The sequence below is a fragment of the Streptomyces sp. NPDC018833 genome (assembly GCF_044390825.1).
GTDB lineage: Bacteria > Actinomycetota > Actinomycetes > Streptomycetales > Streptomycetaceae > Streptomyces.
On sequence record NZ_JBIRZM010000005.1, the window covers coordinates 99,464 to 115,730 of the forward strand.

The 16,267-nt window shown below is 73.5% G+C and carries 12 protein-coding genes and 1 tRNA gene; 6 read left to right on the forward strand and 7 right to left on the reverse strand.

The annotated features are described in order from the left end of the window. Nucleotides 1-72 precede the first annotated feature (72 nt). The 3 genes from ACH5AF_RS12465 (at nt 73) to ACH5AF_RS12475 (ending at nt 6,148) form a co-directional block, all read left to right on the forward strand. Complete coding sequence (locus ACH5AF_RS12465) at nt 73-504, forward strand: pyridoxamine 5'-phosphate oxidase family protein (protein ID WP_398901557.1); 432 nt, start codon at nt 73-75, stop codon at nt 502-504. 921 nt (nt 505-1,425) lie between these two features. Then, nucleotides 1,426-3,120, forward strand: a complete 1,695-nt coding sequence (locus ACH5AF_RS12470; protein ID WP_398901899.1) for a S8 family peptidase — start codon at nt 1,426-1,428, stop codon at nt 3,118-3,120. Between the two features lie 190 nt (nt 3,121-3,310). Continuing rightward, nucleotides 3,311-6,148 (forward strand): AAA family ATPase, encoded by a 2,838-nt coding sequence (locus ACH5AF_RS12475; RefSeq protein ID WP_398901559.1) that lies wholly within the window; start codon nt 3,311-3,313, stop codon nt 6,146-6,148. Between the two features lie 591 nt (nt 6,149-6,739). On the opposite strand, the gene ACH5AF_RS12480 is transcribed toward ACH5AF_RS12475, so the two are convergent. Further along, nucleotides 6,740-6,813: transfer RNA gene (locus ACH5AF_RS12480), tRNA-Pro, on the reverse strand. Nucleotides 6,814-7,408: 595 nt separating this feature from the next. Here ACH5AF_RS12480 and ACH5AF_RS12485 point away from each other — a divergent pair. Beyond that, nucleotides 7,409-7,921 carry a DUF309 domain-containing protein gene (locus ACH5AF_RS12485; RefSeq protein ID WP_398901560.1) on the forward strand — a complete coding sequence of 171 codons (513 nt, stop codon included), beginning with the start codon at nt 7,409-7,411 and terminating at the stop codon, nt 7,919-7,921. 14 nt (nt 7,922-7,935) lie between these two features. Here ACH5AF_RS12485 and ACH5AF_RS12490 read toward each other — a convergent pair whose 3' ends face one another. From ACH5AF_RS12490 to ACH5AF_RS12510, 5 genes are all read right to left on the reverse strand, one after another. After that, nucleotides 7,936-9,159, reverse strand: coding sequence for a cytochrome P450 (locus ACH5AF_RS12490; protein WP_398901562.1), 1,224 nt, complete (start codon nt 9,157-9,159; stop codon nt 7,936-7,938). Nucleotides 9,160-9,354: 195 nt separating this feature from the next. Beyond that, complete coding sequence (locus ACH5AF_RS12495) at nt 9,355-9,726, reverse strand: DUF488 domain-containing protein (protein WP_398901563.1); 372 nt, start codon at nt 9,724-9,726, stop codon at nt 9,355-9,357. Between the two features lie 269 nt (nt 9,727-9,995). Beyond that, nucleotides 9,996-10,442, reverse strand: coding sequence for an MFS transporter (locus ACH5AF_RS12500; protein ID WP_398901564.1), 447 nt, complete (start codon nt 10,440-10,442; stop codon nt 9,996-9,998). Between the two features lie 41 nt (nt 10,443-10,483). Then, nucleotides 10,484-10,813 (reverse strand): MFS transporter, encoded by a 330-nt coding sequence (locus tag ACH5AF_RS12505; protein ID WP_398901900.1) that lies wholly within the window; start codon nt 10,811-10,813, stop codon nt 10,484-10,486. 217 nt (nt 10,814-11,030) lie between these two features. Continuing rightward, entirely contained in the window at nt 11,031-11,564 is a 534-nt protein-coding gene (locus tag ACH5AF_RS12510; protein WP_398901565.1) for a hypothetical protein, read from the reverse strand. A gap of 293 nt (nt 11,565-11,857) precedes the next feature. On the opposite strand from ACH5AF_RS12510, the gene ACH5AF_RS12515 reads away from it, so the two are divergent. Then, the gene (locus tag ACH5AF_RS12515; protein ID WP_398901567.1) at nt 11,858-12,301 is read left to right on the forward strand and encodes an SsgA family sporulation/cell division regulator; all 444 of its coding nucleotides are present in this window, start codon (nt 11,858-11,860) and stop codon (nt 12,299-12,301) included. A 300-nt stretch (nt 12,302-12,601) separates the two neighbouring features. Beyond that, nucleotides 12,602-15,022, forward strand: a complete 2,421-nt coding sequence (locus ACH5AF_RS12520; RefSeq protein WP_398901568.1) for a SpoIIE family protein phosphatase — start codon at nt 12,602-12,604, stop codon at nt 15,020-15,022. Between the two features lie 135 nt (nt 15,023-15,157). Here the strand turns inward: ACH5AF_RS12520 and ACH5AF_RS12525 are convergent, their stop codons facing one another. Next, the gene (locus ACH5AF_RS12525; protein WP_398901569.1) at nt 15,158-15,994 is read right to left on the reverse strand and encodes a glutaminyl-peptide cyclotransferase; all 837 of its coding nucleotides are present in this window, start codon (nt 15,992-15,994) and stop codon (nt 15,158-15,160) included. Nucleotides 15,995-16,267 lie beyond the last annotated feature (273 nt).

A 16,267-nucleotide genomic window follows, 5' to 3' on the forward strand; every position in this document is an offset into this window, starting at 1 on the left:
GTTGGGCCGATGTGCGCTCCGTCGCCGGAGCCGATGCCTTCCGAGTGTGCCTACCGAAGGAGTGAGTGTGCCGTGGCCCTCTCCCGTCACGAGCGTGAACAGTTCCTCGCCGAGCCCCATGTCGCCGCACTCGCGGTCGATGCGGGCGACGACGGCGGACGGGCGCCGCTCACGGTGCCCATCTGGTATCAGTACGCGCCGGGCGGCGACATCTGGATCATGACCGGCCGCGAGTCCCGCAAGGGGCAGCTGATCGCACAGGCGGGGCGGTTCAGTCTCATGGTCGACCGTGTGGAGCCGACGATCCGGTACGTCTCGGTCGAAGGCCCCGTCATCGACACCGTGCCCGCCACACGGGAGCAGTTGGTGGAGATCTCCGCGCGCTACCTTCCGGCCGACAAGGTCGATGCCTACGTCGAGTTCGCCTGGAAGAACCACGGCGACCAGACGGTCATCCATATGCGGCCGCAGCGCTGGGTGAGCTCCGACCTCGGCGCAGTCTGAGCCGGCTTCGGGGTCGACGAGCCCGGTGCCGTCCGGGTTCGGCGCCCGCCCGGCCCGGCTACGTCACCGGGCCCTGGGCGGGTCTCCCCACCGGCTACGTCACCGGGCTCCGGACGGTCCCACCAGCGACGTACACCGGGATCTGAGCTCCCACCAGTGACGTCACCCGGCTCCGGGCGGGTCCCCCCACCAGCGACATACACCGGAATCCGGGCGCCCCCACCAGCGACGTACACCGGGATCTGAGCTCCCACCAGTGACGTCACCCGGCTCCGGGCGGGTCCCCCCACCAGCGACATACACCGGAATCCGGACGGTCCCACCAGCGACGTACACCGGGATCCGGGCGCTCCCACGAGCGACGTACACCGGGGATCCAGGCGGTCCCGCCGGCGACGTCAGTAGGGGGCGGAACCGGCCGGACCGACGTCGTCCCCCGGTCGAGGGCCCGGTAAGTCCCCACCCCTGTCGGCGTGTCCCCCTCCCCCACCCTCGGGGTGCACGAGGGGGACAAGGGTTTTCCCCGTATCGCGTTCACCTCAGCTTTTCCTACTGTCTGCCGCACCGGCAGATCCCGCCCCCCTGACTCGCGAGCCCCATCGCTCTCCTGTCAGGTGCATGTAGATCGGGGCCTGTCGGTGCGGCCCCGACCCGGGGCCGTCGTGCCGGCGGCGGCGCGCGGGCTAACCCGGCCCGGGGAACCGCGGAATGCACCCCCACACCGCACCGCGGTTCCCGCGCCGCCCGCTCGCGCTGAAGAGACCGTCATTCGAGAGGAACACCTTGAACGGTTCCAGGCGGAGACTCATAGCCGTCGCGGCAGCGAGCGCCACGCTCGCCGGCGTTGCCGCGACGACTTCCGTGGCGTTTGCCGCAACGCCCACGGACCCCGCGCCGAAGCCCGCCCCGGCGTCGCAGACCATGGCCACCCCGCCGGCCGCGCCGGTGGAGAAGGTCATCGTCACCTACAAGTCCAAGGCCGCCGAGGCCACTTCCAACACCGCGGCTCGTTCCGACGCCGCGGCCAAGGGCTCCGCGACCGGCGAGAGCCTGTCCTTCGAACGCCGGCTCGCCGGCGGTTCGGCCCTGGTCGACCTCGGTGGCGAGGCGTCCAAGAAGACGGTGGCCGAGGTCATGGACGCCTTCCGCGCCGATCCGTCGGTCGCCTCCGTGGAGCCCGACATCCGCGCCTACGCAATGGCCGTCACCCCCGACGACACCGAGTACGCCAAGCAGTGGGACCTCTTCGAGGCCACCGGCGGCATGAACGTGCCCGGCGCCTGGGACAAGGCCACCGGCAGCGGCGTCACCGTCGCGGTCATCGACACCGGCTACGCGGCCCACACGGACCTCGCCTCCAACGTCGTCTCCGGCTACGACTTCATCTCCAGCTCCGCCGACGCACGCGACGGCAACGGCCGCGACAGCAACGCCAAGGACGAGGGCGACTGGAACGCCACCGCCGGCGAATGCGGCACCGGGTCCAGGGCGAGCAACTCCTCCTGGCACGGCACGCATGTCGCGGGCACCATCGCGGCGACGACGAACAACGGCAGGGGCGTCGCGGGCATCGCGTACGGCGCGAAGATCCAGCCCGTCCGTGTGCTCGGCAAGTGCGGTGGTTCCTCCTCCGACATCGCCGACGCCATCACCTGGGCCTCCGGCGGCTCCGTGCCGGGCGTCCCGGTCAACGCGACCCCGGCGAAGGTGATCAACCTCAGCCTCGGCGGCGCGAGCAGCAGCTGCCCGAGCGTGTACCAGAACGCCATCAACGGCGCCGTGTCCCGCGGCACCACCGTGGTCGTGGCGGCGGGCAACAGCAACACCAATGCCTCCGGATTCACGCCCGCCAACTGCGCCAACATCATCAACGTGGCGTCCACCAGCCGCGAGGGCAACCGTTCGTTCTACTCGAACTACGGCAGCATCATCGACGTCTCCGCTCCCGGCGGCGAGACCCGCCGTGCCACGGACACCCCCGGCACGGTGACCACCCCGGAGAACGGCATCCTCTCGACGCTCAACTCGGGCACCACCGTCCAGTCCACCGAGAACTACAAGCCCTACCAGGGCACCTCGATGGCCGCCCCGCACATCGCCGGCCTCGCCGCGCTCCTGGAGTCGGCCAAGCCCACGCTGACCCCGGCCGACATCGAGTCCGCCATCAAGGCCAACGCCCGGCCGCTGCCCGGCACCTGCACGGGCGGCTGCGGCTCCGGTATCGCGGACGCGGCCAAGACCGTCGACGCCGTCTCGGGCACCGTCCCCGGCGGCGCGACCTACAGCAACACCACCAACGTGACGATTGCGGACAACTCGACCGTCACATCGTCGATCGCCGTGACCGACCGCACCGGCAACGCCCCCGCCGCCCTCAAGGTCGGCGTGGACATCAAGCACACCTGGCGCGGCGACCTGGTGATCGACCTGATCGCCCCGGACGGCACGGTGCGCAACCTGAAGACGTCCGCCGGCTCGGACAGCGCCGACAACGTCCTCGCGACGTACACCGTCGACGCCTCCAGCGAGATCGCGGGCGGCACCTGGAAGCTCCAGGTCCGCGATGTGGCCTCGGGTGACACCGGCTACATCGACTCCTGGAGCCTCACCTTCTGATCCACCGGATCACCCGCATCACCGCTGGTCAGGGCGCGTTCCCGGCATCTGCCCGGGGCGCGCCGTACCGCTTTTCAAGTCCAGACCTGTCCGTATGCCGGACGACGGACCTGGACTGAGGGGACAGGCTTCGTATCCTCTGCTCGAACGGGCAGGGGGCCCGCGCACGCCGGAAGGTGGTGGTGGGCTCATGACATCGGTCGCATACCGCGCCGAGCCCGTCGGCCGCGCGGAACTGCTCGCCCGCCTGGACCGTGTGCTGTGCACCGGCGGACGTGCGCTGCTCACCGGTCCCCCGGGGGTCGGCAAGACGGAGGTCGCCCTGTCCGTCGCCGCGCGCGCCGAGGCGCGGGGCGAGACCGTGCTGTGGCTGGCCGCGCTGCCCGCCGACCGTGGCATCCCGGGGACGACCGCCGCCGCGCTCATCGCCTCCGTGGCGGCTGCCGTCCCGACCGCCCAGGGCGGGGACGGCGGCGAAGGACACGTTCTGGAGGGGCTCCCCGGCCCTCAGCGCGCGGCTGTCGCGATGCTGTGCCGTGAGGCGCCCATGCCGGAGGGCGGCTGGGATCCGGTCGCCCTGCGCCTGGCGCTCGCCCGCATCCTGCGCACCCTGGCCGCGGACGGGCCGGCCCTCCTCGTCCTCGACGGGGTCCAGTGCATCGACCCGGCCAGTGCCGATCTGCTGCGTTTCGCGCTCCGTCTGGCGCCGCCCGAGCTGCGGGCGATCGCCGTCGACACCCCGGCGGCGTACGGCACGGGCAGCGAGTTCAAGGACGGGCGGCCGGACCCGGTGACGGCGAAGCCGCTGTGGGAGCCGTCCGAGGCGGACGTGCTGAACGTGCCGCCGCTGCAGGCCGACGAGATCGCGGAGCTCCTCATCCACCACCGGCTGCCCTCGCGCATGGCGGGCCGTATCCACAAGGCCAGCGGCGGCAATCCGCGGCTCGCGCTGGCCGTCGGCCGATCGCTCGCGGACGCGCGCACGCCCGTGCACCACGCCGAGGCCCTGTCGCTGTCCGGACGCGCCCGGGACCTGGCGCGCGGCCTGCTGGGCGCCGTCTCCCCCGACGTGCGCGCCACGCTGCTGCTCGCGGCGCTCGCTCTGCGTCCGTCGGCGTCGCTGATCCGCCGGGCCGGACGGCCGACCGCCGAGGCGGATCTCGCGGCCGCGGAACGGGCGTCGCTGATCCGGCTCACGGAGGACGGCACGGTCGCGTTCTCGGCCGGCGTCCTGCCCTCGACCCTGGTCCACGACGCCTGCTGGGCGGAGCGCAGCTCGGGTCACGCGGCACTCGCCGAGGTCGTCGACGACCCGGTCGAGGCCGTACGACACCGGGCGCTGGCCACCGACATCCCCGACGAGGGCCTGGCCGCCGAGGTGTCGGCCGCCGCGGAGACGGCCCGGCGGCGCGGCCACAGCACGCTGGCCGCCGAACTCGCCCTGCTCGCCGCCGAGTCCACTCCCGGTCTGCACGGCGCGTCGCAGCGCATCGCCCGGCTCGTGGACGCGGCGGAGGAGGCGGCGCGCGCGGCCCGCGCCGATCTGGCGATGCGCGCGGCGACGGACCTGCTGGCACGGGACGCGTCCCCGGCCGACCGGGTACGGGCCAGGCTCGCGGTGCTGGACACCGCCGGCCAGGGCCTCACGGGCCTCGACGAGATCTACGTCCATGCCATGGAGGACTCCGAGGGCGACACGGGGCTCCGGGCCGCGGTCCAGCTGCGGCTCGCGGTCAAGCACGTACTGGCCGACGGCGATCCCGTGCGCTCACGCGCGGCGGCCGTGGAATCGGCGGAGCTCGCCGCATCCGTGGGCGACCGCGCCACGGCGGCCAAGGCGCTGACCGTGCAGGCACGCATGGACCGGGTGCTCGGGTCGCCGGACGCGGAGCGCGTGCTCGCCGAGGCGCGCGCGCTCGAAAGGGTGGAGCGTCCGCTCGGCATCCGCAACGCCGCCCAGATCCTGACGATCCGTCACGCCATGTTCGACGACCGCCTCACCGAGGCCCGCGACCAGCTCGGTGCGCTGCTGCCGCTCGTCGAGCGCCGCGGTTCGGTGGAGGACACGATCGAGCTGCTCCATACGCTCGCGGAGGTCGAGGCCCGGCGGGGCCAGTGCGCGGCGGCGCTCGCGCACGCGGGACGCTCACTCGCCCTCACGCTGGAGGCGGGACTCTCCCCGGGGCCCGCCTGGTACACCCTGGCTCTCGCCGAGACGGCCGGAGGCAGTTTCGCGCGGGCGGCGAGTTACGCACGGCGCAGCGCCCAGGCCTCGGAGGAGGAGGGAGACCACGTCTTCCTCTCACGCAGCCTCTACGCGCTCGGCCGGGTCCAGTTGCTCTCCGGTGACGTCGCCACCGCCCAGGAGACGCTGCGCCGGGTGCAGGTGAGCGAGCGGGCCCAGGCGACCGTCGACCCGTCGATGCTTCGCTGGCACGAGGAGCTCGCCGAGGCCCTGGTGGCTGTCGACGCGCCGGAGGAGGCGGGCGCGCTGCTCGCGGACGTCCGCCCGGTCGCCGAGCGCCTCGGCCGCACGACGGTGCTGCTGGCCTGCGACCGGGCGCACGCCGTGCTCCTCGCCGCGAGCGGCTGCGCGGACGAGGCGGCGGCGCTGCTGACGGAGGTCGCCGAACGGTACGGAACGGCGGGTCTGCCGCTGGAACGCGGTCGGTCGCTCATCACGCTCGCCCGCGTGGAACGCCGCCGCCGCAGGCGGTCGGCGGCGGCAAGCGCGTTGCAGGCCGCGGCCATCGTCTTCGAACGGGCGGGCGCCGTGCCGTGGCTGGGCCTGGCGACGGAGACCCCCACGGCCCCGGCCGAGCAGACGCCTGCCGCGCGGGGTGCCCTGTCGGCCCTGACCGACGCGGAGCTGCGGCTGGCACGGCTGGTGGGCCAGGGGGCGAGCAACCAGGAGGCCGCGGCGAAGCTTTACCTGAGCGTGAAGACGGTCGAGGCGCGGCTGACCCGTATCTACCAGAAGCTGGACGTCCGCTCACGGTCCCAGCTGGCGACGGCGCTCAACAGCTGACCGCCCGGCCCGGGCATCGCACGGAGACGCCTCGCGTGGCCGGGGGTGGGACGCGGGCGACGTCCGCGGCCTCTGGCCACGGTGGCGGAAAAGAGGGCCGATCCGTTCGGATCGGCACTTCGTCACACTGTCATGTGTTGTCGCCGACGGGACGACGCAGAACGCGACGTGGCTGATGGCGGCAGCGGGGGCAGCGCCCAAGGGCCGCAGCCCGTCAGACGCAGAACCTCATCGCGCAGACCGTTACCCTGCCTGAGATGACGGCGCTGTGGAACCCCTGCAGATAGGTGCTGACGACGGCCCCTTCCAGCTTGAGCAGCTGAAGCGCCACATTCTGATTCACGATGCTGTCGGCTCACACGCGGGCGGTGCGGGCAACATGTCCCAGCGGCCGCCACGCCGAACTCCTACGACAGCGCCACGCCGCACGGTTTCCCCTGCCGCGTCGCCAACGTCCGAAGCGCACCTCCATCCGGTCGAGGTGCGCTTCAGCCACAGCCACGTGCGCCGGTCGCCAACCGGTCCCCGAAACGATCAAGAGGCCCCATCGGATTGACTCCGATGCGGCCTCTGACCTGCGACTCTTTCGAGTCGGGACGACAGGATTTGAACCTGCGACCCCTTGACCCCCAGTCAAGTGCGCTACCAAGCTGCGCCACGTCCCGGTGCCCGTGTGACCTGGGGTTTCCCCCTGGCCGGACGCGCAAGAGAACAATACAACACTCCACAGGGCCGGCCGGGCAGCTCCCGGCCGGTCGCCTGTTGGGGGCGCAGGTACGACGCGCGGGGGCGCCGGCTCCGCTCGCGCAGCGGTGTCCCCCCGTCGCGTGGGCGCGCGGCCCGCGTCATGGGGCGCACCCCGCGGTACGGGCGGAACGGAGGGGTCGATGCCGCGGACGCGTTCCGGCAGGGCTGGATCTTGGACAGCGCCCGGACACGGGGCGCGATCGGGCCGGCGCGACGCAGAAATCCCGGGGCCGAGGGCGGCATGGACGCGCCGGGTTCGGTAAGCCGGAAACGCCGGATCACCACGCTGCCGCACGGCCGGACCGCCGGTGGCCCGAGAAACCCCAGCCGCTGGAACGCGGGCCGTCGTGGGAGAAACAACGGGGCGCTCGGACGGCGTGGTGCCGGAGCGCAGGACCGCAGTGGTGCCAGTTCCGGCCGGGCACGACGCGCCAAGGCGCCAGGACCACCGGGGCAGGGGCTGCTGGGGACCAGGACCGGCGGGGCGACGCCGCGGCAGGGGACAATCGCGGTATGGACGATGTACGCAGCGCACGGCCTGGGCGGGATCGCGACGAAGAAGGGCGGGCCCGCAATGCCCGCCCACGCGACGGGCTCGGCCGGCCTCTCCCGTACGGGACGCCGGGCGTGGAGCGGCAGCCCGAGGGGGTGCGGCGGAGCGGGCCCGAGACCGTGGTCGAGGCGCAGCGACTGCTGGACGCGGGCATGCCCTTCCACGCCCACGAGGTCTTCGAGGACGCCTGGAAGTCCGGCCCGGCGCACGAGCGCGAGCTGTGGCGAGGGCTCGCGCAGCTCGCGGTCGGCCTCACCCACGCCGCCCGCGGCAACACGGCGGGCGGCGCCCGGCTGCTGCTGCGCGGGGCTGACCGGATCACCCCGTTCCAAGGGCCGTACGGGATCGATGTGCCGGGCGTGACCCGGTGGGCCCGGCAGCTGGCGGACCGGCTGACGGGCCCGGTCGACGCTGCCACCGAGGCTCCCCGGCTGACCGGTCCGGCCGCCCCGGCGGCGCGGTCCCACGGCTGACCTGTACGGCCGCTTCACCAGCGGACGTGCAGCGCCTCCGGCGAGCGGTGGATCAGAGTCGGGCGCATCACCGGCCGCGGCCCGTCCTCGTCCAGCCTCAGTCCGGGCAGCCGCCGGACGAGGAGACGGAGCGTCAGGGCGAGCTGCTCGCGGGCCAGCTGGGAGCCGGGGCAGCCGTGCGCGCCGTGGCCGAAGGCCACATGCCGACGGGACAGCGGGCGGGTGACGTCGAAGGTGTCGGGGCGGTCGTGCCTGCGCTCGTCCCGGTTGGCGGAGCCGTAGGCCACGAACACCGTCGCCCCGGCGGGCAGTTCGGTGCCGGCGACCGTGACGGGCCGGGTCGTGGTGCGGCGGAAGCCCTGGACGGCGGTGTCGTAGCGGGCGGCCTCCTCGACCGCCGCGGGGATCAGGCCCGGGTCGTCGCGGACGAGCTCCCACTGGCGGCGGTCGCTCAGCAGATGCAGCAGGGTCGTGCCGATGAGCGCGGTGGTGGTCAGGTGCCCGGCGATCAGGAAGTTCTGGAAGCTGGAGACGAGTTCGTGGCGCTGGTCGAGGGTAGGTTCGCCGCTGCCCGGCGCGAGCGCCGCGACCATGGCCGACAGCAGGTCGTCGCGCGGGGCGGCCCGCCGGTCCCGGATGTACCGGTCGAGCATGGTCTGCAGCGCGACCACGTCCTCGGCGGCCGCGACCTGCTCGTCCTCCTCCATCGGGCGGAACAGCAACTGCTCGGCCCGGTAGCCGCCGTGGACCGCGGCGGGCACATCGGCCGGGTCGATGCCGATGAGGCGGCCGGCGACCTGCCCCGGCAGCCTGCGCGCGTACGCCGACATCAGCTCGGCCCGGCCGTCGTCCGCGAAGGCGTCGACGAGTGCCTCGGCCTGCTCTGCCGCGTAGGGGACGAGCGCGGCGACGCGCCCGGCCGAAAGGGCTTGGTTGAGCGGGGCGCGGTGTCGCCGGTGCGCGGCTCCGTCGGTGGAGACGACGGTGGGCCGCTTGCCGTAGCCCTTGGCGAGCACCTGTTGGGCCGCGGGCGAGGGCAGCACGTCCGGCAGCAGGGCGCGTTCGGAGGAGAAGTCGTCGGCGCGGCGCAGCACTTCGCGAACGTCCGCATCGCGGGCGACCAGCCAGGCGCGGAGCTCCGGCACGAAGGTGAGGCCCTCGGCCTCACGGGCGCGGGCGTAGAGCGGGTAGGGGTCGCGCTGCAACTCGTCCAGCCGGGCATGGTCCTTGCTCGCCACGCGGCGCCTCCTGGGATCGGCGATGGCCGGAGCGGCGCCGGGACCGGATCCGCCCTGGTCGCGCCGGGCTCGCAGTGGTGGGTTCACTCGCGGTGGTACGTCCGGCCATCGTGCACGACCCGCGCGGCGGCCGTGAAGGGCCCGTCGGCGGAGGTAGGGACTCCATATCCACCCGTCAGGGCCAGCGGATGCGAGCTACCGCCGGGCGCCGAGCAGGCGCAGCAGCACCGACGCATGACTCGTGCCGGGATCCTTGGCCGCCGTGAGCAGGGTCAGTGGCCCGTCGGCCGCGAGGTCCCTGAGCCGCTGAAGGGCCTCGGCCGCTGCGGGTTCGGCGAGTTCGGCCTCGTAGCGCCGGCAGAACTGCTCGTACGTGCCGTCCGGGCCGTGGTACCAACGGCGCAGCTCCGTCGACGGCGTGAGGGCCTTCGGCCACTCGTCGACGCGGGCCTCGGTCTTGGCCAGTCCGCGCGGCCAGAGCCGGTCGACGAGTACGCGTACGCCGTCGTCCGGGTCCGGTGTGTCGTAGACCCGGCGGACCTTCACATGGTCGGAACCTCGCTGCATTCCCCCAGCGTCACAGCCCGGCGGCGCGGCGTGCAGCGGAACGGGGCCGTACGGCCTACCCGTCCCTCCCGCCCCGCCGTGCTCCGACGCCAGGACCGGCCACCGCGCCCTCCTGGCCTGAGTCGGTCAGCCGGGCGTCGGACTGTCGGAAGCCGAGGCCGGGCCCGACACCGGAGCCGACACCGAACCGGACACCGAACCGGACACCGACGCCGACGCCGACGCCGACGATGCATGCCTGGCCGGCAGCCGCAGCAGGCACAGCAGGCTCACCGCGCACACGCCCACCAGATACGCCGCCACGGCCCACGGCACGCCCTCGTCTGCGACAACCGGCTGTTGATCAGGGGCGTGAGCGCTCCGCCGAGCACCGCCCCCAGGTTGTACGAGATCGCCGTCCCCGACGTGCGCAGCCGCGGCTCGAACAGCTCCGGGATGTACATGCCCTGCACGCCGAGCATGGTGATGAGGGCGAGGAGCAGCACGGTCGTGCAGGCCCACACCGTCGGCAGTCCACCCCGGTGCAGCAGGACCAGATACGGCACGGTGAGGACGCCCATCGCGACGCAGCCGACGATGCTGAGCCGGCGTCCGCCGTAACGGTCACCGAGCGTCGCGGCGAGGGGTGTGGCGGCGGCCATCACGGCCATCGCCGCCATGATGCACAGCAGCGTCCCGCCGCGGGTGAAGCCCGGCCGGCCGGTGATGTGGGACATCGCCCAGACCGTGGCGGTGTAATGCACGGCGTACGTGCACATCACCGCGCCGCCACAAGCACCACGCGCCCCCCGTGCCGCCGCAGGACGGCCCGCAGCGGGGAGCGTGCGAGGGCGTCCTCGCGCGCGAGTCCCTGGAAGACCGGCGTCTCGACGATGCGGGACCGCAGCAGGAAGCCGATCAGGGTGAGGATCCCCGCGCCCCAGAAGGGCACGCGCCAGCCCCAGGCGAGGAACCGCTCGGGGGTGAGTGCCGCGGAGAGTGCCAGGACGCAGCCGTTCGCGCACAGGAAGCCGATCGCCGGCCCGGTCTGCGGGAACGAGGCCCACAGCCCGCGGCGTCCGGGCGGCGCGTGCTCGCCGGCCAGCAGGACGGCCCCGGTCCCCCTGCTCCACCAGGCCCTGGCGGCACTGCATCGTCCCGGCGTGGGCGACGCTCAGCGCGGTGATGCGCCGGTGTTCACCGCCGGAGCGGTTCCACACGGCGTGGCTGAAGTGCCGTTCGGCGACGTCGTAGGAGCCCAAGTGCTCGGCGGCCTTGGCCGTGTGGTTGCCCACGCAGGCGCTCGCCGATCCCCACAGGGCCGCTTAGAAGGGCATCTCCCGCTCGTCCGCGCCCTCGACGATCCGGGCGGCCCGCGCCGCCTCGGCCACGGCCTCCCGCCCGCGGCCGGCCATGGCGAGCGCTCGGGCGCGGGTGACGACGTACAGAGACTCGGTCGCGGGGTCCGTATGGCCCCGCACACGGCGGAGCGCTTCGTCGATGAGGTCGAGCGAGTGCTCGGGCCGGCCCACCTCCATGCCGTGGTGGGCGAGGACGCGCAGGACGAACGCGCCGTGCAGGTCGTTGTCCGCCTCGGGGGTCAGGGCGTACGCCTGGAGGTAATAGCGCTGGGCGAGGCCCGCTTCACCCGCGTCGTACGCCTTCCAGCCGGCCAGGTAGGCCACGCACGCCCCGGCGGACAGCATCTGCCGCCTGAGGTCCTCGGTCCGGAAGCGGGCACGGCACAGCGCGGCCACGTCGCTTCTGAGGTACTGCACCAGTGCGGTGCGTCCGTGCTGTCCGCCGAACCGCTCGTCCACGGCGGTGAACAGCCGCGTCATCTCGCGTACGGCCGCCACTTCCGTCTCTCCGGCGGTGCCGTTGCACTGCTGTACCCGGCCATGTGGCGCCTCACCGGCCGCGCGGGCGTCCAGGGGAAGGCCGGCGGCCGCGACGCTGTAGGGGACGGTGCGGGACCACGGCTCCGCTCGATGTCCGCCCCGGCGAGCGCGTCGAGCGCCTCCAGCGGGTCGTGTCCCTCGCCGGGCGGCGGCAGCGGATCGGCGTCGTCGGCGGTGGCAGCAGGCCGAGCTGGGTGGCCGACACCGGGAGCGGCAGCCGCCGTGACAGCATGGGTGAGGAGGCCCGTCAAGTGCCTGCGCCCCCGACCGATTTCCTGGAGGATGCGCCGGACGCGCGCACGGTCGTGGAGCGTGAGCTGGAGTTCGTCCTCGTACTCGCCGCCCAGCCGGCCGCGCGCACCCCGGTGGCCGTGCCGACCCGGCTGACGTACCGCGTCAGCGACCCGTACGCCGTCCACATCGCCTTCCACATCGACACGCCCGACCCGATCGCCTGGACGTTCGGGCGGGACCTGCTCATCGACGGGGTGTACCGGCCGAGCGGCGATGGGGACGTACGGATCTGGCCCGTCGGCGTCCACGGGGAGGGCGGCGCGGTCTGCATCTCGCTGTCGACGCCCGAGGGGAACGCCGTGCTGCGCGCGCCCGCCGTGGCACTGACCGCGTGGCTGGAGCGGACGATGCGGCTGGTGCCGCCTGGCCGGGAGCGGCTGGTCGTCCCGGCGACCCCCTGAAGCTCTCCAGCCACGGGTCACCGCCTTTCGTGGGACCGCCTCCCCGAACATTTCGCCGCCGCCCTCGCCGTCCGCCGGCTCCTGGAAACCGCCTCCCCGTGCGGACATTTCGCCCACTTGTCGTAGGAGGGCTTCCCCTGGCCGCCTGCGCGGGCATCATTCAGTCCCTGCTCCCTCTCTTCGTCTCGCTTCGTCTCTCTTCGTCTGCCTCGTCCTGACGTCCGACTAGCTGGGGACGTCCGGTGAACGGCAGCATGGAAGACAGGTGACGCCTGTCCGCGCACGGAGGCGGTACAAACTTTGACAAGGCAAGACTTTGCGTTCTGCGGGGCCGAGCTGGCGGCTGTCTACGTGCTGGCCGAGGAGCGCCACGGTCTGCGCCTGGCCGAGGTGGCCGGGGATCGCGGCGCGACGCACGGGCTGCCGGCACAGGTACCGCTGACCAGCCGGTCCCCCGCCGCGCTGGCCTACCGCGCGGGCCGGCCGCTGTGGCTGCGACCGTCGGACGTCGAGGCGTACGGTACGGGCGCGGACGCGCCCTTCCTGCGCCCCGGGCCCGGCTTCCCCCACGGCGCCCTGTCCCTGGGCGCGCTGCCGCTGGGCCGCGGCGCGCGGGAACTGGGCTGCCTCCTGGTCGCGGGCGAGGTCGGCGACGGATTCGACACCGACCGCCGCACACTGCTGGAGCTGTACGCCGATCAGGTCGCGGCCGGGCTCGAAGCGGCCGCGGCCCGCTCCCCCGGCCGGGCGGAGCCGCGGTCGCACGGCCCGTCCCTGGTGCCGCCGCAGGGCGGCGCGTTCACGCTGACGCTGAGCACCGGCGCGATGGACGCCGACCCGCAGATGCTGACGCTGCTCGGCATGCCGCCCGAGCGGTTCGACGGCCGGGCGGAGACCCTGCTCGCCTGCGCGGTGCCGGACGACGTCCCGGCACTCATGGAGATCGTGGAGCCCGGCCGACTGGCGGCGGCGGGAGGCCAGTTGGCGTTCCGCGTCCGGCGTCCAGGCGGTGAGCTGCGCTGGCTCGGGCTGCGGTGCCGGCTGCGGTTCGGCGCCGATGGGACACCGGAGCGCATACTCGGCGTCGTCGCCGACGCCGCCTACTTGCGTCCCACCGCCGACGAGGTCGCGGTCGTGCAGGAGCTGTCCGCGAAGCTGGCCGGGGCCACGACCGTACGGGAGGTCAGCCGGCTGGTCGTCTCCACCCTGCGCGGCCGGCTGGACGCCGACCGGATCGCGGTGGCGGAGCTGGAGGCCGACCGGCTCTTCGTCACGGCTCTGGACCCGCCGGACCACCAGTCCTGGCCGCAGCTGTGGCAATCCGAATGGCGTTCCGAATGGCCGGACGCGTCGTGCAACGCCCTGCCGACGCTGCAGAGCTCACTGCGCGAGGGCCACCTGAGCCTGTGGCCCTCGGGTGCCGGTCTCGAAGCGGGCCTGGCCGGGATCGGGCCGGGCGGCCTTGCGGTGCTGCCGCTGCCCGCCGACGGCCGCATGGTCGGCGTGTGCCTGGTGGGCTGGGAGGAGTCCCACGGGTTCGGCCCGGAGGAGCGCTCGCTGCTGACCGCGGTGGCGGGCCTGGTGGGCCAGGCCCTGACCCGCGCGCACGCGCTGGACGCCGGCCACGAGCTGGCGACGATGCTCCAGCGCAGCCTGCTGCCCCGCAAGCTCCCGGCGCTGCCCGGCGGGGTCGCCGTCGCCCGCTATCTGCCGGCGACGGTGGGCCTGGAGGTGGGCGGCGACTGGTACGACGTGATCCCGCTGAGCGACGGCCATGTGGCGTTCGTCATCGGCGACGTCCAGGGCCACAGCGCCGCGGCCGCGACGATCATGGGCCAGATGCGCACGGCGGTGCGCGCGTACGCGGTGGAGGGCCATCCGCCGGACGTGGTGGTCGCGCGCGCCAACCGGCTGCTCATGGGCATGGAGACGGACCTGTTCGCCACCTGCCTCTACTGCGAGCTGGACATGGAGGAGGGCAACGCGAGGTTCGTACGGGCCGGACACCTGCCGCCCGTCCTGCGCCACCCCGACGGGACGACGCAGGAACTGGGGGTCGAGGGCGGGCCGCCGCTGGGTGTGCTGGAAGATGCCGAGTTCCCCATGACGGAGGCCGGCCTGGCCCCAGGAACGCTGCTCACGATGCTCACGGACGGTCTCGTCGAGTCCGCGCATCTCGCGCTCGATGACGGCATGCGCCGCGTCCGCGAGGTCCTCGCGGCGGCCGACCCGGCAGACACGGGCCGGGTCGCCGACGCACTGCTGGGCAGCGCCGACGGCCGCGACGACGACGTGGCCGTACTGCTGCTGCGCTACGACGGCAGCCGGGCCCGCCCCGAACGGACCCACTGGACGGTGTGGCGGCTGCCGGACGCCGTGATGCACGCACGCCGCTTCACGGCGCGGACGCTGCGTGCGTGGGGCGTGCCGGACATGGCGGACGTGGCCCTGCTGGTGGTGTCCGAGCTGGTCACGAACGCCATCACGCACACCAGGGGCGAGGTCCGGCTCAATCTGACCCTGTCGGCGGACCGGCTGAGGATCGCGGTGAACGACGCGTCACCGCGCAGCCCGGTCAAGCCGGCCAACGTGGACTGGGAGGCGACCGGCGGCCGGGGCCTGCTCATCGTCGAGGCGATGAGCACGGACTGGGGCTCGGTGCCGCTCAGCGGCGGCAAGCAGGTCTGGGCGGAGATCCCGGTGACACCCACCGACGTCTGAGCCGCGGCCGGCGCAACGGAAAAGGCGCTCTCCCAGAGCCTAGGACAGGACCTGCGCCGGCCACCCTGGCATTGCCCGCCGGCAGGCTCTGAGCGCATCAGATACTCAGCGTCACGGCCTGGCGAGGCATCATGACTAACTGTCACCGCCCGCCGGGACGAATACGACCCGGAACATCCTGGGCCACCACTTGCCCGTCAGCAGGAACTGCTCGGTCCCCGGAACCGCGGCAATGCCGTTCAGGACGTCCGCGTGCCGTCTCTCGGCTTCGTTCAGCAGTGACGGAACGGCGATGTCACCGGTCACCGCACCGGAGCGGGAGTCGATGCGTACGACCCGATCGGTGGGCCAGACGTTCGCGTACACGACGTCGCCGACGCATTCCAGCTCGTTCAGCCGTCCGACCGGCCGCCCCTGGGTGGTGACGGCGGCCTCGCCACGCTTCTTGAGAGTTCGGGGGTCCCGGAAGACGAGCCGGGAGGTGCCGTCTGTCGTCACGAGCCGGCCGCGGTGCCGCTGGTGGCATACTCCCCAGCCTTCCCCCTCGTACGGCACCCGGCGCAGTTCGGCCAGCGTCCCGGCGTCCCTCTCGATAGCGATGCCGTTCCGCCAGGTGAGCTGCCAGAGCGTCGGCCCCATGACGGTGATTCCCTCGCCGAACAACGGTGGTGGCAGCTTGGCGCGCCGCGCCGGCGGGGTGCCGGGCCGACCGGCCCTGATCGTCGAGCGGCCAGGCACGCCCGTGCTCTCGTAGAGCATGCCGTGAGCCATCTCCAGGCCCTGGGTGAACGCCGTCGGATCATGAGGCAGGGTCTCGACGACCCGGACCGTCAACCGCTCGACCTGTACAGCTGTCTGCCCGGGCATGCTCCGTTCGTGATCCACGGCTCCGTCGCCCGTGTCGCACGAGCCGACGAGCAATCCGCCGACCAGGGCGGCGACCGCCACAGGGATCATGCTTGCAAGCCGCATGGCTGCACACTGGCACACCGGCCCGACCGGATCGGGTGTGCCCGCCGGACCGGCGGGCGACGGTCGTCCCCATGGCGCAACGGCCCGAGGCCACTGCGGCGCGCAGCGCCCTGCCGGGCCGGCCCGGAGGAGCAGGCGGCCCCGGAACGGCCAGGTCCGGGGGCGCCCCCCCGGGGGGGCCCCCCCCGGGCCGGCGCGCGCGGGCGCAGCCTATGGGGGGGCGGCGCCGGAGACACCCCCCCGCGGGGCCGCCCCCCCCCCGGGCGACAGGGG

Coding starts and splice junctions, on each gene's coding strand:
- ACH5AF_RS12470 (WP_398901899.1), top strand. CDS start 1,426: ATGGCCACCCCGCCGGCCGCGCCGGTGGAGAAGGTCATCGTCACCTAC.
- ACH5AF_RS12475 (WP_398901559.1), top strand. CDS start 3,311: ATGACATCGGTCGCATACCGCGCCGAGCCCGTCGGCCGCGCGGAACTG.
- ACH5AF_RS12485 (WP_398901560.1), top strand. CDS start 7,409: ATGGACGATGTACGCAGCGCACGGCCTGGGCGGGATCGCGACGAAGAA.
- ACH5AF_RS12495 (WP_398901563.1), bottom strand. CDS start 9,726: ATGCAGCGAGGTTCCGACCATGTGAAGGTCCGCCGGGTCTACGACACA.
- ACH5AF_RS12500 (WP_398901564.1), bottom strand. CDS start 10,442: ATGTCCCACATCACCGGCCGGCCGGGCTTCACCCGCGGCGGGACGCTG.
- ACH5AF_RS12525 (WP_398901569.1), bottom strand. CDS start 15,994: ATGCGGCTTGCAAGCATGATCCCTGTGGCGGTCGCCGCCCTGGTCGGC.